We start from the raw sequence: 19,656 nt of genomic DNA on the forward strand, positions 1-19,656 counted from the left end.
TGTTTAGGTAAAAATAGACCTTCTCTTTAAAAGTGTTTCCTGGGACCTCTATTTCAAAATTAACATTGCATTTAGGACTGAATATCGCGGCGAAAGGAATGAATTTACCTTCGGTATACGTAGCAGTTATTGCCTCAATCAAACTTTGAATAATCAGCGGATTTACTTGCATATGTCAAAATCTATGAATTGATTTAGTTTTAGATCATTTATGATACTGATGGCCGTGATTCCCTGGTTATAACTGGGCACCCATTCAGGATCACCCAGGTTGTGAAGCGAAATCCATTTAAAGTTTTCATCAAATCCTGCAGATCCCGAAGAACCGGGTTCTGTGTTGATATTATATCGGATCCGCCTGTAGTTTGCGTCTCTCGACATTATCTTGGACATACCGATGGCTATCTTTAATGGCTGACTCTTAGGATGCTGGAGAATGATCATGTGTTTTCCTTTTTCAAGAGCTGCTTTGTCTGGATTTACTTCTTTGATCCATCCTCTGATGTTTTGGTCATCAGCGAAACTTTTTTCAGAATTTAAACCGAAAGGTTCGAGTCCGACAGCGTTTTTTAATCTGACTATTGCGTAGTCTAACTGATCTTGGGGCCAATTGGCGTTGATATCAGCTGGCGGATTTTCATCTAGAGAACTGTATTTACTGGTGTGCAGAATCGGATTATCTGCCAAGCCAACCTCTATGCCCTTATTAAGCGACCCGTTCGCTAGATATTCATAATCAAACCTACAAACTGTTTTTTCGATCAGCGCCTGGTTATTTATAATCCCCTCGAGCACATGAAAGTTGGTCATAACGACATCCTTGGAAATAAGAAATCCGGTTCCGTAAGAAATTTTTCCGTCTGCCTCTGGTACTTCAATTCTGCAAACACATTTTTTTGCCTGTGTTAGCCCATTTAGAAATGTAGCAGGATCCAATAGAGGATCTGTATTGATAATTTTCTCAAGCGCATCTGCACGTGCCGGATCGTCATTGTAAGCAAGATCTTTGACCTCACCAATGTCTAGGGTGAAAAGTTGAAGCAATTTATTCTTGGGCCGCTCTGTTAAGAGGGCATGTACCAGGTCAATATTCCATCCTTCCATATTGGCACCTTTGAGCACATTGAATATCTTAAAAGGGAAAGGATCGCCCACGCCAGTATAATCGTCTATATTTTTGTCTAAACGCGTGGTCAGGAACTGGGTAAAGCTAGCGGTATTGAAACTTTGCTTGATAATCTCGGTGAGCGCACCGATTTTTTGTCCGTTAAACTGCATTTTGATTGGTTATTGCATTAAAATTTTTTATGTAGTGTTTACTGCCGAAAAAGATTGGACTATAGACAAGCTAATAGACCTGCATCGCGATAGTTTTTCAGTTTTTAAATCGGATCATATCCGATTCTCCAATTCCTGAAACCTTACCGATTTGACCTTCAAACCGATATTCTTTGATACCTTTTTTTGCCTTATACATTCCAAAAAACAATAACATTTCAAAACGGCGTTCATCTTCACTTTCCCATTTTGTGCTACATGGTATTGATGAAGTCCTTACATTTTGAATGGTGATGCCTGCGTCGGATGGTAACCGCTCGAGTTTAAAATATGCGATCCGATGGCACTTACTGGTATCTAAAGCTGCAACCCAAGATATCCTTATAGGAACTTCAAGGTTTTTGTAGCCCATTAAAGTATCCTTTTTGAATGTGTCTTGCATGATTTTCCATTCCTTATGACTGGCGGCGAAATCTTTTTCAAATAATGTCGAAGTAGGGGCAAGATTTTCCTTGCAAGAAAAAAGTAAGGATGCAGCGATACTAAATAGTATTAGTTTCTTCATTTGAGAGGTTTTTTTAACAAAAGTTAAGTATATTATTACGAATTCATAATTTGATCGTTGGACTGTTTTTTATTGATGTTTTAACTATTAACAAAACTATTAGAATAGGCATATTTTGCAATACTTAGTATTGGGTATTTTTGAGTGTCTACAACCTGTATATTTCACTAAAAGTTGTTGATAAGCCTTCAGTTCCTATGATTTTTGCAAAGACCAAAGTTGAAGGTTAAGACAACGCTAGAATCACTAATGCCCAATATCAGCTTCGATAAAAAAATAAAAGCTACCCGTATTTTAGGGCAGCTCTACTTCATCTTAAATGATAGGTTTTTATTTTGCTAAAACCATTGCACTCTGCTCGGCTTCCATAATCGCTTCAGAAGCATATGATTCTGATTTAAGACTGGCAAAGTCAGCTAATTTTACATTTTTCATGTTGCTAGCAATCATTGTACTTTGATCAGCAGTACCGTTTAATTTTAATACCGCACCATCCTTAACGATAGTATATAAGCTGCCTGCTGTAGTTTTAATCTTTGCTGTAGCACTTTGCCCCAAAAATAACTGTAGGTATTTAACATCGAAATTATTGCTGGTTACCACAACTGATTGACCATAAGCTTCAATTCTTTCCAAATCTTTTACGGTAATATTAAGTGTTACCTGACTTGTTTCTAATGAATTGATAAATAAGGTTTTTCCATCAGTTGATACTGAGGTTTTTGCAGCATCATAGTTGCTCGCACCCTCTACATTTTGTTTGTCACCTTGGGTTAAGACGATTTTCACATTCCCGCTCACCCAGATCCTGTTGAATTTTGATAATGAAGAAGTTTTTGTTTCTGCTTTAACTGGCTCAGCGGCAAAAGTTGCAATTGCTGATGAAGTAAATAATACTGCTGTTAATGCTGCTGCGAATAATGTTTTTGCTAAGGTTTTCATATCTTTTATATTTTAGTTTTTTGCTATTGTTTGTTATTAAGACACAGCCATACATCAAACGTTGCAGGCAAAAACCTTGTATTATACCAGCACTAATAACTACTAGACCAACGCCTGTAATTTCTAGACGAACACTTTCCAACTTTCTATCCTAACCAATATTAAATCCAGAGTTTGTGGTCATACTCGTCCTTCGCTGTCTGCTTATTTAAAATATGGCGATGTTCATTTTAATAGATTGTTCATGAAACATGAACAAAGTGATTTTTTGAACACTCAAATTTATTGTACCACATAGGTAAACATGAGTAATCCATTATCAACATTTGTAAAAACACAGCATAAGCTACTTAAGCTCTCAAAGGAGGAATTGGCATTCAAAGCCGGCATAGGACTTCGTTTCCCCGGGAGTGTATATTCCGACTCACTATGCCTCGGAATGGGTGGTGCAGTAATTATATACTGCTTTTATCAATATTAGCAGTACTTTTTTTACGTAACCAAATGCTGTCTTTTTAAAAAGAAATGAACATAGATATTCAGGAGACAGTCGAGGTTCTGTCATAATTCATCATAAAATGTAAATCTAAATGCTTACCTAGCAGTATAGGATCTGCTACTAACTGGCCAGTCCCAATAATTCTTTCTGACGTTCAACCAAACTCTAATAGTTATTGCTCTATTTAACCTAACTATTAGAGTAGAAGAAGACTATGTACTTTTTGATATTCTATTCGAAGCACCATCAGTCAGATAAGTACCATTCATCGGCACCTGCGTAGTCAGCCGCAGTTTACGTAAAGTAGCAGATCCTGTAGGAATAATCCTCGCATGATCACGCCTGGCAATACTTTCCGCTATCTCCTCAGTAGCAGGGTAGAGGCTGCCAAGAACAGGACCTATCTTCGGATACAAGTAAATTCCATGCGCAAGTCGTTTCAATATATGATCCCTTTCAAGCCTATGCAGGGCGACATTCCGAAAACGTTTCCTTGGCGAAATCCAAAGCTAGTTTAAAGAAATCCTGCTTATCGATGAAGAATTAGAGTTGCAAAATTGGGCAATATCTTATTTCAAAAAATAAAATAATAAACTAATCATTATAATTTAGCTTCAAATTAACCATAAATTGGATTTGTGATATTTTTTGAAAGCGCGGTACCCATATGAATAAACTTAAACAGCATATTAAAGACAAAAACTGGGTTGAAGTTCTGAACCAATGTAAAAATCTGAACGGAAATGAGCTTTCAGAAACTATAAAATACTTGCATTCTATAGATGTTGACCGCGATATTTTAGAAATGGATGGGAGTAGCTTGAGTGGACAATCGCAACGTGATTTTTATGACAACCGGAATAAGGTCAGTTGCACTTTAACCTTTGCACTTATTGCCTGTACCCGAGGATTTGATGATATCGGGAGGATTGAATACTTGAATGAAACATGGCTATTTCGCCCCTTGAACACCTACTTAGCAAAACCAGTCATCGGAGTAGAACCATTATTGGCATTTTATCAACTTTTCCCACCAGACTATCTGGATAAGGTCGTTAAAGCATCACAAAAGGAACGTTTTGGAAGCATTGATTTCAAATTGCTATGGGCATTTTACAAGCAGGGTTGGATTACTTTTGATGAGAGCTATTTTGTTACGCGTTTGTTTACCGTAACGATGTTTGACAGGAATACTGAAGAGGATGCTGGTTTTTTATTGGAAAATCCAGACGCTATTGAAAAGGTATTTCTTCAATTCCACAAATATGAAATTCCTGTGCTAGACATTTCTAAATGGAAAGCCCGTGAGGGACATGTCTGTAAAAAGGTGAATGAATACTGGACGGAAGTTATTCGGATCATGCTGGAGAAGGGATATGTATTTGACCGTACCCTCATTCAGTATTTATTGGAATCTTTGCTCAACAACTGGAAAAAGCCTCACTTAGATTGGCACATCCGGTTGTTGGACCTGTTTAATACAATTCAAAAAGAGTATCTGCAGCATCAACACTTGCTGTTTTCCCTGCTGAATACCGGTAGTGCCAGCCTGATTAATTTTGCGGTCAGACAAATCAAAGAGATTTATAAGACCGAAGGCTTTGATGAAAATGGATTTATTGACAATGTGAGCGCAATTTTCCCAAAGGAGAAAATAGAAAAATCAATTCTGCTGAGTCTGGATATCCTTGATTTCCTTTTGAAAAAGGAAGGATACAAGGAGCTGGACATTTCCGCTGAGCTATCTATGCTATTGCTCCAAAATGATCCGAAAGTACAGGAAAAAGGAGCCCGGCTTTTAGTAGAACATGTTGATCCGGAAATTCTGAGCGTTATAGTTGAACCTTACTTAAGTAATTTAAAACTTAAGACCCTTGAAATTCTTGGGTTGGATAATGCTCCGGTTAATTCTTCTGTAGAAGAGGGCGTATTTGAAGATGCGGCAGAACAGTTGGAACAGGTCACGATACCTTCTACTTGGGAAGAGTTGTTATTTCAGATTGGTAATTTCATAAGGACTAAGTCTGCATTAGATTTCGACCTCTTTCTAGAAGGACTCAATCAATTGCAGGACAAGATCCCGGCAGATTATAAGAAGCAATTGAAACCTTATTGTAAGCAGCTGTTTGGCAGATTTTGGGATATAGACATAATGACCAATTTCTCTGAATTTATGCAACATTGGGTTGGCGAGGAAAGCAAGGAAAAAATAAGAGTTGAAAATGATAGCGTGCCATTTGTAAAAAATAAGCTGGATTGGATGAGGCAAAAGCTAGCATCTAAAAACAGATTGCCATTTCTTTCGACCCCAAGTCATCTGCCTTTTTACCTGAATCCAAAAGTACTGGTGCAACGTCTGCTAGAGTATGAGCAAGAAAAGGTAAATATTGAAATGGAAGATCTGATCGTGGCTTGTAACAGATTGTTATACCAACAAACAGATGAAGAAGTACTTGATCTTGTGAAGACCCTAAAGGGGAATTATGCTGCTGCGATGCAGTACTATTTAGGTGCCGCAGATCAAGTTAAGCCGACTGAAGATGTGTTGGCACTTTGGGCACAGATAACGAGGATTAAGCAGCCTGTTCAGCTATTTCCTGAGTTTGAAAATACGGCAGCGAAAAGCTATCCTTCGATAGCCAGTCCATTTGAGATCACTTATGAAATTGTTGTCGACAAGAGTGAATATGCGACATGGTACAACCTGGTCCTGGAACACAATTGGAATTATAGCTGGTACAGAAATAAAGAAACCAAACACTACCCCCCACTTTTCTATAATACTGCACCTTTTTCCACTGCTTTTCGGGAGGCTATACCGTTTCAATTGAGTTTAATGCCTCAATACATTGGTCCAATGTTATGTCGGTATATCCCTCATACGGCTTCGGGAAATGAAGTCAGGGAAATGGAAAACTGTCTGTACCCGATGCAGGTTTTAATGGATAATCGCCTGGAAGTCCATGACAGCGGATGGCTATATATTGCTGTTTGTTTACTGTTTGAAAAGAAAATTTCCAGAGATCTGGCTGTAGAATATGTTCAGTTTTCACTGTTAAATAAAAAAGGGAATCTTTCTTATATTGCTAATATCATCGGTAAACTAATTGCCAGAGGATATGCACCCGTTAACAGGTTTATAGAATACCTAGATCGCCCTTTTGTTTCACAACGGATCAAAGAGTTCCAGTTGCTATGTCTGGAAAAAACCTTGGAGCATTTTGATAGTGAGCACCTTCCTGTTAACAGTAAGAAAATAACAGCTTACTATATAGAAGTTTCTGCTCAACTTGATAAAGTAGCAAATCAGGAGTTTTTAAGTAAAGTAAAACGCAAATGAATTTAGATTTTCAATATCAGTATCAAAATGCTTCTACAATAAATGTAGTGGGCCGGGATAAATCATTTATCCTGGCACATTGTTCTGAAATTGAACAGGACAATAAAGTGCCTTGCTTTTTTTATGGCAACATCATCAATTCATTTGTCGCTTCAAAATGTTTAAGCACACTTGGTAAAACAGTACGTTCTCATTTTGCGATTAGCCCGGATCAGCGGATTAATATGCGTGACCCTATTGTTTCTGTCGGTAATGGACAACTACATTTTGAGGCATTTTCATCTTGTAATAGTATTTATGCTCGTATTGACGTGCAGCCGGAAGGAATTGACGGGGAGTTTATTCAATCGGGCTGCACCAATGTTGATTTTAACGATGCAACTATCCGGGCCTTCAATACCGTTGCCAGGAAAGAAAAATTGATGGTCGGACTAGGTTCAAAAGAACTGAAGGTCATAACCGAGCGTATAGAGACCACTGAGAAGAAAGTGAGTTTGCCTGATCGTTGGATTAAAGGATTGGGAAATGTGCAGGTATACTTATCTCAAATGGAGCTAGCCTTTAAATTGAACAAAATTGAAGCATTGCAACTTTTTAAGGCCATACCTAAAACAGCTGTTAAGACCGAGTATTTTTTATTCAAATCCGGGAACAGTTATGCTTTTTCTGCTGTAACAAAACCAAATAGCTTAAAAATAGGTGGCATTCACAGACTCAATCTGATGGAAAACCTGTTGTTGCTTGTAGATAGTGTCTCTTTTTATAAACATGAAGATCAGCAAAGTACAGCAGTATTGCTTGATTTCAAAGACATACAAATGCTATTTCTAATCTCGGACGGAGTATATAGGGGATTTTCTGGTGAGAGCAAGAATATGGAAAATCTGATAGTTCAACTACCGGACGAATGGTTGTTTGGCATCAATAATTATTTTAAAACCAATGAGGTTTTTCAGCCCACACTGGTTTCTATAGAACATGACATTCAGCTGGGAACGATGGAAAATTTGCAGGCTTCACTATCCAGCATGGGATTATTGGGATACGATTTATTAAGCAACAATTATTTTTATAGAAAGCTTCCCTTTAATCTCTCCCGGTTAAAACGCTTTAATCCAAGGCTGCAAAATGCCATAAAGTTATTCGATGAAGATGGTGTGGTGGTACTGCAAAATGACAAAAACGGCATTAAAGCTGAGGTTAAAGGTTCCGCCGGTGTGAGTCATATTGTAGCCGGTAAAGGCAACGAACTGAAATGTACTTGTACCTGGTTTACCAATAATAAGACGAACAGAGGGCTATGCAAACATATAATAGCGGTAAAGATGAAGCTGAATCAATAGGCTAGGGTATGTAAAATAAACTGTGTCAATCTAAAATAATGCTCCTCAAAAGCTGTTTATAAACACCATCTCTAATTAATAATCTACATTTACAGTATGTAAACCTAATTTATTATCAAAAGCTCTAATTAAACTCTAATATTTAATATTCTAGTTAATCTAACTATTAGAACTAGATTAAATTGACCCCATCTCTCCAAAAGTATTTTTTCGCTTAAATATTATTCTCATTGTTTAAGAGTTTGGTGACAAGCTATAAATAAACTGATTGTGCATGCTGAGCATATCAGCGAGGACTCCTCTTTCTAAGGATATGATTATAATCCTACGCAAGCTATATTTGTTGACCTCAATAACAATAGGCTTAGGTACGGGTACAATATTTTCAAAAGCCTTGCTTTGTTTTGATAACCAAAAACGGCGGGAACTACAGTTGTTTCCCCATTATGGACAAAGTTATTGCGTATAGCGTATACCATTACCAGCACCTCGGTATGCGATAAGATAAATGGTCCATGTGAAATTTTTGCAATTATAGCAGTTAATCCTGCTATTTGGGCTCCTTTTGACATTGGAAGGCAATAATTCAAATAATCTATTAACTCACCCCGGGAATTTGCAGTATTATAAATAACTCCAAAAGCATTATTAGCAATGTTCAGTGTATTTACCAATACCGGATCGCCCTGATAATTATTGTGCGCAGCGTTTCCGATCCAATATATTTTATGTTTATTAACTCTAGTGACCTGAGCAAACAACTTTATGAATGTTTCATAAGCAAACCACAAGTCAGCTAATTTATAGTATAGCAGATGACACATTTTTAGATCACCTTCTTTATCCTGAACAAATTCGTTGTTCAGTCTGATGTCTCTGATTCCAAAAGCCAATCTCATTTTGACATCCAGATTTAAAAACTCATTGTAAATCCGGGTCAATTCTTCTGTCCGTGGAACATTGTTGATATTATTGTGTAGAGAGGCTTGTATTCGACCATCGACATTAAGATAATCAGCATACTCATTTTGGAAATTTTGAAAAGCTAATTCCATTTCTGTTTTTTAAGTTAATAACTAGCGAATGGTAATCATGGCTAAATTGATTAATAACGATCGTTTTTTAACTTAGATGACCTTCGTTTTATTTATATTTTAGCTAATTTATAAAATATCACAAGCAAGAAGGTGAACGCAATCTAATAATTAAAAGAAGGCAAATGCAGAACATACATTTATAATATGTATCGAAAGGGAATTTGAGCAACATTATACTAATGCATTAAGATTTATAGTGCCAACATTTCAACACCACGAAATAAAAAGCCAGCGGTCTTTCTTTATAAAATTCGGACATCATAATGTTCTTGTAGATGGACAAGAGCCGGGAGAAATGGCAAAATGGGCATCAATGATCTATCGCTCTGTATTGACCAGCGACCGGTAGTCATGTTCGAACTCAAAAAACCTGGGCTTAAACTAAATGACTGAAGATGACAAGAACCAAGGCATTTCCTATGCGAGATTAACCGAACTATGATGGTCAAGATCTGCAAAAACTAAACAGCATCCTCATGTAAACTTAAGGTGGCCTAAGGTGCACATTTCTGTTGATTGACAAGCGACGACCCAAATTGTATGACCAAAAAGCTATCTTCTTTTTGAAATCCAAAGGAATTGTTATATTGTTATTAAAAAAATAACGCTATGCAAAGAATTAAAGACTTAACATTAACCTATCATCATTCAAAGGAAAGTTATACCGAGCAAAAAAGATTGGTATATGTAATGAAAAAGGAACTGGAGAAGCTGGAGGAGGAGCAATCTAACGTTGATGACAAGTTAAGGGTACTTGCTGTTAAAGATGAGATAAAAGTATCTGAAGAATTGATTGAAGAGAGAGAAGCAGAACTGTCTGATGCAACAGCTGAGCTACTTGAGGCATTAAAGGAGGCTAATATTGATGTTGAAGAAACAGCAACCTTCCATTTACATGATGAAACTTATTTAGATGTAAGAAGGACGGGTGATGACAGCATTATTATTTTTGGTCCTTACAGTAAAAATGGTGGGTAAATAAAACTGTAAACTATGGTCCAACCACTGGAGAAAGGCGTTGAGCTGGCCATTATGAAGAGGGAGTAGTTAATGTATCGAACCGATCTTGGGTATCCGACTAATCGTAATCGCTTGTTTATCAGACATCTATTCGTTGTTCTTAAAGGAAATAATGTTGCTATAATTATCCTGCTTGTGATAACTTAAGCAGAATCGAACGAATTAACTTATTGATCTGTAGTATTTTGTTAGTTTTTCTTTAAAACAAAAAGGGCCTTAAACCATTTGAGGGCCTTTTTATGCTTAAGTAGGGTCAAGCTTCAATATGTCTAACTTTTATGAACCTTGTAAAGCGATGGTAAATTTTGAGAAAGCGGTAAAAAATAGAGTTGATGGTCCGTATAAGAAGAAGAAAAATAATCTTAAATTGTAGTAAAGGAGATAATATCCTAGGTTCGGAATATCATTAAATACATATATTGCTTTGATGACGAATGCTAATAACTTAAGTTTAATTAATAATAAGAGGTTATATGTTCGTCTTGGATCTATCTCTAATTTTTAATTATAATTTGCATTTCCTGAGAAGTTTTAAAAATTCCAATCTAATTATTACTTTGGCTTTAGCAACTTAACTATAAAATGAATTAGAGCAAGTGGTTCTAATTGAATTGATAGTTTTACTTTCTGCTTGATTAACGACTCACATGTATAAAAAGAAAAAAAGAAAATCTAAAGGGCAAGAAGAAGACCTCACATTTAAATTTGGCCCAACTAAGCTTGTTCGCCATCTTTACAACCCTACAAATAGCAAGAATAATATCTTCAAAAATCTAAAAAATGTTCCGGACTATCAGTATAAATGTGATGTAGTGGATGAGATGAGTGACACATTTTCTTCATTTGTCTATGGGGAACCATTACCGAAATCTATAGATCAGCTTGGGAAAGTAAATTTTATCAAGCAATCGTTAGATTTTATTGATGAAATCAATTGGTCCTTCTTATCGATAAGGAAATATAAAGATCAAATAAATGAATTTATTTCGCTGAAAATTCAGTTTGAAAAAGCAATATTAAATGGCGATTATGTCCTCGCTGACGAAACATTAATCAAAATAGACGAGGAAATATGTGTTTCTCTTTGGAGTATTGAAAATAGAATGCTTTTGCAACAACTTCAGGGTGGTCTTGAAAAGAATAAAGAATATTTGACTTCAATAAATGCAAAGCATCAAAACTTTATTCTTGTACTCGCAGATTTTTTTAGTAAACGGGCAGAAAGCGAGTTATTGGTCAGCCGGTATAGCCAAGAGGTTAAAAATTATAACGCTAAATGGGTATTAACGCATGGTTCAAATAATGCAGAATATTATTATTTCAAAACTAGTTACTTTGATTGCGAAAAGTACGAGGATCTAGCATTTGTTAATGCAGTAGACTTCAGGAACTCAATTATTGATAGGTACCTAACTCTAATTAAGGTGCTTCAAACGAAAATATGTCAAAAGCTCAATGAGGATGAGGTCGAACCATTTAAAGCGAGGTTATATTATTTACTTAAGAAAGTTAAGGACCCTTTGGTTAATAATATGTTGAGGTACTTTGAGCCAGATCACTATCTTGTTGATTATAAACTTAATATTGAAGCATTAAATATATTGGACTTATATTCGAAGGGGGACTATGGTGAAGTAATTTTTCGCGGAGGGAAATTTTTAAAAGCAAATCCACATTGCTTTGAAATTTATATAGCCTACTGTAAATCTTTCATTTTTAAAAAAAGAGAGCTTGTAGTTTTATCCAAAAGCAACAATTTACAAAATAGTCTTCTTCGCGAAATTCATGCTCTTATTGAAAAAAAATTAGATCCTCACGTAACTAGTTTAAATCTAAGGAAGATTGCATATCAACTTTCATCTTTCAATATCTCATCACAAATAATGGATTTGGTTTATATTGAAACAATGAGCGATACTCGTTTCGGATTGTTGAGTGGTCTCAGTTCTTTTTTTGCCAATCCGCAAACTTATCCACTCTTCAACGAATCTGCAGGATCTAATGTCTACCTTAACAAAATAGAGAATGCCTTTGGTGGGATTTCCTTAACAATAAATTTATGGAGATCTATCTTGAACGATGATCTTGATATATTAGTGCAACAGAATATTTCTGAGCAAAGAAAATTACGCTTCAAGGCTAGACTTTTCCAAAAGACAGAGCAAATTCAAGATGCAATAGACATTTACGAAAACTTTCTTAAAGATCCCAATGTGTCTGATCCTATAAAAGAAGAATCTACTATAAATCTATTTACCTGCTATCATACGAAAGGTGATTTTAATAGCGCCATTCACTTATATGTTGATACTTATTTTAAAAATCAATATTTTATACTTCGCCTAAATCCCTCTATTGTTTTAGTAAAGGTTAGAGAAGCTAGATTCAAAGGTTTCGATGTTGGAATAGATCTCCCACTATTCTTTTACATTGCGGGTGCAAAGGAAGTTAGGGTTTCTACAGCTCTTGAGAGTTATCTGGGACATTACAATATCAACCGTCCGGCATTATTAATTCCTGAGGCAAAAAAGATGCAAGACTGGTTAGAGCTCTTAAAAGTGAATTTTTTATTTGACCAGGTCTGTAGTATTGATCTATTTAAACATCTTGTGCCAATAAAAACTACAAAAGAAAAACTGAATGAAAGATTAAAAATTGTTGAATATCTCATAGAGGCAAAATATGCTTTCAAACCCAGAGATTTTATAGCTGAACGAGACGAAATTACTAGACAGATTTTTATCCAGGATGGCTTGCAAGAATATGATGAGAGTAAAATTTATATCAACGAAAAGATGATAAAAACTACTCTTTTAAAAGATCTTGAGATAGAATTTAACCGATATTTAAGCTATAAAAAAGTCATAAGGACAACTAAATTAAACTTGTTATTTTTTAACACTAATACTAAAAGTGTTAAATCGGTTACTTACGAAGACAAGGATGAAAAGGATTCAGAAGGTAAGTTTTCAGCAGACCCCTTGTTTGATCTGGTTAGAGCTATGTTCCTGGAGATCAGAAACTTATTTATAAATAGTCAATATGGGCTAAGTGAATATTTGAGTGCTCGGATAAGACATGGTGTATTTAAAAGTGAAATTCGGCCGAAATTTGAAAAGTTGAAGTTAATCACAGAACGTAATGCAAAGACAAAAATTTATAAACCAAATACCTATTGGCTAGAAAAGTTAAAATATCTACCTTCTCAGCTAATTGACAGTATCAATGAGCTATTGTTAGACTTTGCTCAGAACATAGACCAATTAATTGAAGAAGAAGGTCTGAAAAAATATCTTCAAATTAAGACTGAGGATTTAAACCCCGATGGATGGTTTGATTATCATTTTACCGATGGTATGTTAAGTTACTACCACTCGATATTATTACTTAAACATAATAATTTCAATGATTTTGTTGAAGAGATTTTTAGTATTCTATGGGAAAGAACAGATGAGAATTTAACTAAAATACGTTCTAAATTCACTGCTGAATTTAAGATGAAATTTGAAGAAGCCATTTCTAATCTGGAGAAAGATCTGCTTTTTATTATTGATAAACCTATTTGCCATGAACTTTTCGAGAATATTGCTACAAGTAAAGTAAATATTCAGAATGATATGAATCGTATTTCTAGATGGTTTAATAGAATTGGTAAACAAATTAAAGAGTTTAAAATTGATAGGATTGTAGAAATAAGCCTCGAACACATTAACAAACGATATGACGAAAAGGAAATCAAACTTAATAGGGATATTTCTTTTGACACCCTAATTCGAGGTGATTTGTCACCTTCTTTTATCGATCTAATTTGTGGTTTTTTTGATAATACATTAAAATATTGTGGTAAAGATTCGGGAAAGATAGAAACCTATTTAGATATCTATACGAATGAAGGCAAACTTCATATTTCTATTAAAAATGAACTTTTTGGAGATCTTGATATCTTGGAGGATGAGCTTACTACTTACAATAAGGATAATCTTTCCGCGTCTTCATCAGAGGGTGGGTCTGGTTTAAAAAAGGCAAAGCGTACCCTTAGGTCAGATTTTGGAGATAGCAATAACATTTTAACTTTTGGTATTAATAGAGAGCAGTCAACTTTTAATGTTAGTTGTATCATAAATATAGATAAAATAAAATATGAGAGTTCTAGTAATTGAGGACCTTCAACTTAAGATTGATGAACTTACTAAATATTTAGAAAACGATTTACAGGTCGATTCTATTACAGTTCGAAAATCATATAATAGCGGGTTGGACGAAGTTCTTTTCAGAAGTGCGGAATATGATCTAATCATATTAGACATGAGTATGCAAAATTATGATATCTCGCAGAATGAACCAGGTGGGGATCCAATCAATTTGGCTGGCTTAAATATTCTCGATCAAATGTATTTTCGAGAAATTCCAAACAAAGTAATCGTTTTTACCATGTATGGTAATTTTGAAGAAGTAGGCGTCAGCCTTTTTGATCTTCATGAGCAACTATCAAAAGATTTTTCAGAAAACTATTTAGGAAACGTTTTCTTCAATGGTTCTGATGATACATGGAAAGATGAAATGAATAAAATAATATTTAACAATAATATATTAAAAAATAATGATCAAGATCTTAATAGTTGAGGATAATGAAGTAAAATTAGGTAAGATACTTGATACTCTGAAAGATGAAATTAAAAGCAACGTTTATTCTACTTCTGAACATGACAACGTCAAGTCCGCAAAATCTAAAATGTATGAGGAAAAATTTGATTTGGTTATTTTAGATTTAGTATTGCCTATTGACGCTGATGATGATAAACCAAGCTCGGAAAATGGGATAAGCTTTTTGGAAAATATTTACGAGAATCCATCAATAAACCGACCTGCCCATATTATTGGCCTTACACAGTTCAGTGATCTTAAACCTGAATATGAACATATCTTTCATAAAAATCTAAACCATCTAATAAATTACCAAGAAGAAGAATCCAGGTGGAAAGAAGAACTAATTCAATTTGTTTGGCGACTTATTGAAAAAGAGAATGAATTTAATGCGAACAGAATTGCAGCCTATAACTATGATGTTGCAATTATTGCAGCGCTGGATATGGAATTGGATGCCTTTAAAGCTTTAATACCATCTTGGGGAAATGTCAGGGTTGAGAATGACCCTACGACCTATTCTGAAAATCAGATCAATGGAAGAGATGGAGATTTGAGAATAATTTCAGGATCTGCGCCTATGATGGGCATGAACGCAGCCTCAGTATTATCTATGAAGATGATATACAATTTTCGCCCTAAATATATAATCATGGTTGGAATTGCTGCATGTACTAGACCTAGGGATGAACATGGTTTTGGAGATGTCTTGGTAGTTGAGCAGGCATGGGACGGTGGGGCAGGAAAAGTTACAATTAAGGATGGAGAACCATTATTTATGCCCTCAGCACACCATTTATCATTGGATTCTGATATTCGAGAAAATATTAGGAGCATAAAAAGTGATCAGGCATTACTCCGTCAAATAAAAGATGAATGGCATTACAATAAACCAAATACCGAATTAAGAGTTCATATTGGACCAGTTGCTTCAGTTGCGGGGGTTACAGAAAATCCAGCTATCATTGAGGAGTTGAAGCGACATGAACGAAAAATTCTAGGATTAGAAATGGAAAGCTATGGAGTGTTTTATAGTGCCGCAAATTGCTCGAATCCTAAGCCAAAGGCAATAGCAATGAAATCTGTATCTGACTTTGCGGATTTAGAGAAAAATGATAAATTTCAGCTATATGCTTCATACACAAGTGCCAAGTTTACCTTGGAATTCATTAAGCGGTATCTTTAAAGGCGAAGGTGGTTAAATCTGCTATTTCAAAATTATAACTATTTAAAATCCTCATACATCGTTCAAAATCAAGAGCTTTAGTGCAATAAATGCAGATCAATTCTCAAATACGACTTAAAGATAATGCTGATTTTATCCTTGATTCTGAAGATGAGATAGTCAGTGTTAAATTTAGGCATATTGATAAAGTAGCTCCAAATTGTTTCTAATTCTCTCTTAGATTTTGGAGGCTTTTTTAATCTTAAATGTACATGTGGATATTCTGGAGCATGTTGACCCACTAATTATATTTTCCAATTTCGGTTTACGCTAAAACGGTTTAAGGCTTTTACTGACATTCACGCGGATACTGGTTCTTCACCAGTTTTACTAAAATATACCTCTCTATCACCGGCAATCTTTATTAAGTTTGGCTCAGCTTAGCAGGACTTTTGTATCCTGAAGGATTTAAAGATATTTTTCAGTATATCCATGCAGAGTAGCCGGCCATCCAGATTACTCTCAAGGTCAAGGATTATTTTTAAAACTTCTGAAGCTTGCATAGTTGCAGCTGTTCCGCAGGTGGTATTGATGATACCGGAATTGTTACAGGTATTGAGCTCATTTTCACGCAGGGCCTGACTAGAGAAGATATCTTCGAGCTTGATCCCTTGTTTATGATTCAACACTGTCAGATAGGCCGTCCATTCCAATACTGCTGCATATACCAAGGGCTTATGCAGCGCCGCGCTGATTGCCCCGATCAAGATCCTTGTTTCAGTATCATCTGTGCAGTCGCATAAGATCCCGTAGTTCTCAATCAATTCCCCTGCATTGTTTTCATCCAGCTTTTCGCAATAGGCGGTGATCTGTATTTCAGGATTAATCTGCTGAAGCCTTTCTTTTAAAATGTCTACCTTGTTTTTGTTCAGGTCTGCTACGGTATACAGAAACTGGCGGTGCAGGTTGGTGATTGAAATAGTGTCCTGATCCACTATCCCGATATGGCCAACACCGGCCGAGGCCAGGTAGGTTGCAAGGGGTACGCCCAGCCCACCTGCACCAATGATGAGCACTTTGGCATTGCCGATCTTTTCCTGTCCTCCCTTGAGTACCTGTGGCACCAGGATCTGCTGTTGGTAGCGCTGCATTAACTTCTGTTGATCTGGGAGGTGATGGTTGTATCGGTGATCTTATCATCCTGGGCGAGCAAAAATGCCTTGGAGAGGATTACCGATAAACCTGCATCACCTTCAAATGGTATAAAAAGATTTTCTGTCTGGTTTTTTTGGCTTCGGTCAGGCACGATACAGAGGTATTGGTCATTGGGTTCCATCAGGATGTTGGTGCTTCCCAAATGGATCTTATAGGTACGTAAGGTACCCTGTACCACCAGGAACTTATCCTTAATCTGGGCAACTTTGCTAATCTTGAGGCGCGGCAATAAATTCGTGATGATTTCTTTCCTGTTTTTAGCCACCTCTGATAAATCCCCAAAAGAGAAAGTTGTCCAATAATCGCGATAAGCTGGCAGTCCCCCAGAGTCTTGCCAGGTGGGATCGTTACCCACACTCGCAACACCGACAAATAAATCCACATCCCTGAGCACCTCTGAAAGGGGAAGAGCAGGGATATCAATCAGGTTTTTCACCTGGTCATTTGAAGTATCGATGAAGCGGACCTGGTCGGTGGAAATATAGTTCCAGATCCCAGTATCGTTAAAGGCGTCATCGGCTGCGACCTCGTTTACCCAATACTCTGCACGAAGGTTATATTCGGGAAGATGAACCTTTGCAGACTCGTTGTCACGGCCATCATCGTAAGCGCCAAGCAGCGAGTATTTCCATCCGCGTGTCTTGGCCAGCATGTTGAACTGATGCTGTTTTAAAATGTGCGAGGCCATGCGATTGCTATAGGTGCGGGTATTGATTTCGGCATCTGTGAGCAGGTAGACTTCCCTGTAGGCCTGTTTTAGAGGCTGCTGGATTTTCTGTCCGCTGAGAAAAGCCCGCCACTGGGTAGTTTCCTGAGTGCTGGATAAAGCAGGATGCCAAAGCGATACCACACAAGTATTTTCGGGTGTCGCCCGGTTACCATTATAGTCCTCCCATTCCTGACCGATTTGAATGAGGCTTTGCGGATGGCCGGGGTTTTCAGGGTTGGTAAATGTCCAGATGATCTTTTCAGCGATAAAGCTGACCAGACCATGCTGCAGAAAATACTTTTCAAAGTTTTCGTAATTCCATACCCTGCCTGTTCTAAAAAGCCTGTCAATCCGGTCTCTCTGGGCTGAGGTATTTTGATCAACTTGTTTTTGTGTATCCTTTATTTTTTTAAGCCGCTGCGCGTATTTTTCCTTGATGAAAGCAGGGACCGTTTTTTGAGGACTTCCGTCCGGCCTGGTCCAGCTAAGCGCTGATTTACCTATGCCGGTAATCTCGAGTGTACAGTTATAATCTTCAAAAGCGTAACTGCGCTTTCCATGACTAAGCTTAAAATCCTCGACAGCCATATCCTCAATATCATGCGTTGAGACTTTTTGGAAAGCAGCTGCCTCAGCAATGTATTTTTCGATGAGGGTCTGGGTGCTGGATTGTTTGATGCGTAGCTTAAGCCTGGAAAGATGCCCAATACCATCAAGGCCCTTAGATTTATAGAGCGCATACAAACAAGCGTTCCCCAGGCCTGCCGCTGCCGGGCCTTTGCCCGGAATTTTCCGGAAGCACCGTTCGGCCAGCTTAGCGATGAGGTTGAGTGTGTTCTGATCATGAAAGTGTGCACATATCCAGACCAGGCCCTTGATGGCATCCAAGTTAATGCCACTTAAAAATTCAGTCGTGCTGTAGTTATAACGCTGGGCCCCGGTGCCATAGGTATGCGTCACGGTAGTTTCCTTGTGTGCAGTAACGAACTCTATCCAGCTGCCGATGACTTTCTTGAATTTATCCGTCCCCATGGTCTTGACCAAGGCGAGGGATTCATCAAGGTATTTTTTGCTCGGTTTTGCGCCGCTTGCTTTCTGGGCTTTGGAAAGCAAGTCAAACCAGATTTGTTTTTCCGGATTTTCCATGGCCATCAGCATGGGGTTGGCATAAACGGCAAGCGCATCCTCACCCAGAAAAAGCGTCGGTTTGGCTTCGTTGGCCGTCTGCTCGAAAAGCAGTTCATCAAGTTTAGCTTTTAATTTGACGATTTCTTTCAATGTCGTCTGATCACTGCTGGTATAGGCTTTTTTTAATTTCTCAAGCGCAACTTTTACCGCGTCAGCAGGCTGAACGGCTTTGTACTGGTTTAAAAGCTGGTTGATAAACAGTGCGATCGGCCACTGGCTGAAAGTAGACCATTTGCCATACCGTTTTTTGGTGAAAAAGGCGTCAATGATCCTGATGATATCATTATCATGATAATGGATCTTTGTTCGAAGAAGCTGGGTCAGATAGGCATCCCTTACGCTATTGTCTTTGTATTCTTCTGAGCTGGTATCACGATTATGTTTTCTATAAGCGTCTGTTTCGCTAAGGCAGTACAACAGGAAATCTGTTTTTTTATCATCTGACCAGTTTTGCACCTCATTCTGGTAAACATCAATACCGCTGAGCTTGACCTCATAAAAGTGCTCGTTCATTTTCACGCACTCCTTCCGAGTAGAAACAATAACCTTTTTGAAATCCGCGTTTTCAGTCGATAGGGAATCCGTGAGGCTACTAGAAACTTTTTCAGTTGCACCAGCTATGGCCTGCTTAATCTTATCAAATATTTTCAT

13 protein-coding genes are annotated in these 19,656 nt (G+C 37.1%); 6 read left to right on the forward strand and 7 right to left on the reverse strand.

The window, feature by feature from the left end:
• Positions 1–162: 162 nt before the first annotated feature.
• The 4 genes from R2S57_RS18990 to R2S57_RS19005 form a co-directional block, all read right to left on the reverse strand.
• The gene (locus tag R2S57_RS18990; protein WP_316846519.1) at positions 163–1,278 is read right to left on the reverse strand and encodes a trypsin-like peptidase domain-containing protein; all 1,116 of its coding nucleotides are present in this window, start codon (positions 1,276–1,278) and stop codon (positions 163–165) included.
• A 97-nt stretch (positions 1,279–1,375) separates the two neighbouring features.
• Positions 1,376–1,843 carry a hypothetical protein gene (locus R2S57_RS18995; protein WP_316846520.1) on the reverse strand — a complete coding sequence of 156 codons (468 nt, stop codon included), beginning with the start codon at positions 1,841–1,843 and terminating at the stop codon, positions 1,376–1,378.
• Positions 1,844–2,173: 330 nt separating this feature from the next.
• Entirely contained in the window at positions 2,174–2,785 is a 612-nt protein-coding gene (locus R2S57_RS19000) for a GIN domain-containing protein (RefSeq protein ID WP_316846521.1), read from the reverse strand.
• Between the two features lie 711 nt (positions 2,786–3,496).
• Positions 3,497–3,787, reverse strand: coding sequence for a DUF6088 family protein (locus R2S57_RS19005; protein ID WP_316846541.1), 291 nt, complete (start codon positions 3,785–3,787; stop codon positions 3,497–3,499).
• 164 nt (positions 3,788–3,951) lie between these two features.
• Here R2S57_RS19005 and R2S57_RS19010 point away from each other — a divergent pair, with 164 nt between their 5' ends.
• Positions 3,952–6,624 (forward strand): DUF6493 family protein, encoded by a 2,673-nt coding sequence (locus R2S57_RS19010; protein WP_316846522.1) that lies wholly within the window; start codon positions 3,952–3,954, stop codon positions 6,622–6,624.
• Positions 6,621–7,967: an SWIM zinc finger family protein gene (locus R2S57_RS19015; protein ID WP_316846523.1), complete on the forward strand. Its 1,347-nt coding sequence runs from the start codon at positions 6,621–6,623 to the stop codon at positions 7,965–7,967. The genes R2S57_RS19010 and R2S57_RS19015 overlap by 4 nt, the downstream gene beginning before the upstream one ends.
• A gap of 317 nt (positions 7,968–8,284) precedes the next feature.
• Here R2S57_RS19015 and R2S57_RS19020 read toward each other — a convergent pair whose 3' ends face one another.
• Positions 8,285–9,022 (reverse strand): hypothetical protein, encoded by a 738-nt coding sequence (locus R2S57_RS19020; protein ID WP_316846524.1) that lies wholly within the window; start codon positions 9,020–9,022, stop codon positions 8,285–8,287.
• A 651-nt stretch (positions 9,023–9,673) separates the two neighbouring features.
• Here R2S57_RS19020 and R2S57_RS19025 point away from each other — a divergent pair.
• The 4 genes from R2S57_RS19025 to R2S57_RS19040 all read left to right on the forward strand — a co-directional run bounded on the left by R2S57_RS19025 (position 9,674) and on the right by R2S57_RS19040 (position 15,914).
• Positions 9,674–10,042, forward strand: coding sequence for a hypothetical protein (locus R2S57_RS19025; RefSeq protein ID WP_316846525.1), 369 nt, complete (start codon positions 9,674–9,676; stop codon positions 10,040–10,042).
• 689 nt (positions 10,043–10,731) lie between these two features.
• Entirely contained in the window at positions 10,732–14,244 is a 3,513-nt protein-coding gene (locus R2S57_RS19030; RefSeq protein WP_316846526.1) for a hypothetical protein, read from the forward strand.
• A complete protein-coding gene (locus R2S57_RS19035) occupies positions 14,225–14,707 on the forward strand; it encodes a hypothetical protein (RefSeq protein ID WP_316846527.1) in 483 nt (160 codons plus the stop codon). The genes R2S57_RS19030 and R2S57_RS19035 overlap by 20 nt, the downstream gene beginning before the upstream one ends.
• Entirely contained in the window at positions 14,685–15,914 is a 1,230-nt protein-coding gene (locus R2S57_RS19040; protein ID WP_316846528.1) for a hypothetical protein, read from the forward strand. Before R2S57_RS19035 ends, R2S57_RS19040 begins: the two co-directional genes overlap by 23 nt.
• Before the next feature lie 419 nt (positions 15,915–16,333).
• On the opposite strand, the gene R2S57_RS19045 is transcribed toward R2S57_RS19040, so the two are convergent.
• Both R2S57_RS19045 and R2S57_RS19050 read right to left on the reverse strand, forming a co-directional pair.
• Positions 16,334–17,044: a HesA/MoeB/ThiF family protein gene (locus R2S57_RS19045; RefSeq protein WP_316846529.1), complete on the reverse strand. Its 711-nt coding sequence runs from the start codon at positions 17,042–17,044 to the stop codon at positions 16,334–16,336.
• Complete coding sequence (locus R2S57_RS19050; RefSeq protein ID WP_316846530.1) at positions 17,044–19,656, reverse strand: DUF4132 domain-containing protein; 2,613 nt, start codon at positions 19,654–19,656, stop codon at positions 17,044–17,046. The genes R2S57_RS19045 and R2S57_RS19050 overlap by 1 nt, the downstream gene beginning before the upstream one ends.

The sequence above is a fragment of the Pedobacter psychrodurus genome (assembly GCF_032678585.1).
Classification (GTDB): Bacteria; Bacteroidota; Bacteroidia; order Sphingobacteriales; family Sphingobacteriaceae; genus Pedobacter; species Pedobacter psychrodurus_A.

What these genes read in the sequence shown, in the direction of transcription:
- R2S57_RS18995 (WP_316846520.1), bottom strand. Translation starts at nt 1,843, where the DNA reads ATGAAGAAACTAATACTATTTAGTATCGCTGCATCCTTACTTTTTTCT.
- R2S57_RS19035 (WP_316846527.1), top strand. Translation starts at nt 14,225, where the DNA reads ATGAGAGTTCTAGTAATTGAGGACCTTCAACTTAAGATTGATGAACTT.
- R2S57_RS19050 (WP_316846530.1), bottom strand. Translation starts at nt 19,656, where the DNA reads ATGAAAATATTTGATAAGATTAAGCAGGCCATAGCTGGTGCAACTGAA.
- R2S57_RS19000 (WP_316846521.1), bottom strand. Translation starts at nt 2,785, where the DNA reads ATGAAAACCTTAGCAAAAACATTATTCGCAGCAGCATTAACAGCAGTA.
- R2S57_RS19020 (WP_316846524.1), bottom strand. Translation starts at nt 9,022, where the DNA reads ATGGAATTAGCTTTTCAAAATTTCCAAAATGAGTATGCTGATTATCTT.
- R2S57_RS19045 (WP_316846529.1), bottom strand. Translation starts at nt 17,044, where the DNA reads ATGCAGCGCTACCAACAGCAGATCCTGGTGCCACAGGTACTCAAGGGA.
- R2S57_RS18990 (WP_316846519.1), bottom strand. Translation starts at nt 1,278, where the DNA reads ATGCAGTTTAACGGACAAAAAATCGGTGCGCTCACCGAGATTATCAAG.
- R2S57_RS19010 (WP_316846522.1), top strand. Translation starts at nt 3,952, where the DNA reads ATGAATAAACTTAAACAGCATATTAAAGACAAAAACTGGGTTGAAGTT.
- R2S57_RS19015 (WP_316846523.1), top strand. Translation starts at nt 6,621, where the DNA reads ATGAATTTAGATTTTCAATATCAGTATCAAAATGCTTCTACAATAAAT.
- R2S57_RS19040 (WP_316846528.1), top strand. Translation starts at nt 14,685, where the DNA reads ATGATCAAGATCTTAATAGTTGAGGATAATGAAGTAAAATTAGGTAAG.
- R2S57_RS19030 (WP_316846526.1), top strand. Translation starts at nt 10,732, where the DNA reads ATGTATAAAAAGAAAAAAAGAAAATCTAAAGGGCAAGAAGAAGACCTC.
- R2S57_RS19025 (WP_316846525.1), top strand. Translation starts at nt 9,674, where the DNA reads ATGCAAAGAATTAAAGACTTAACATTAACCTATCATCATTCAAAGGAA.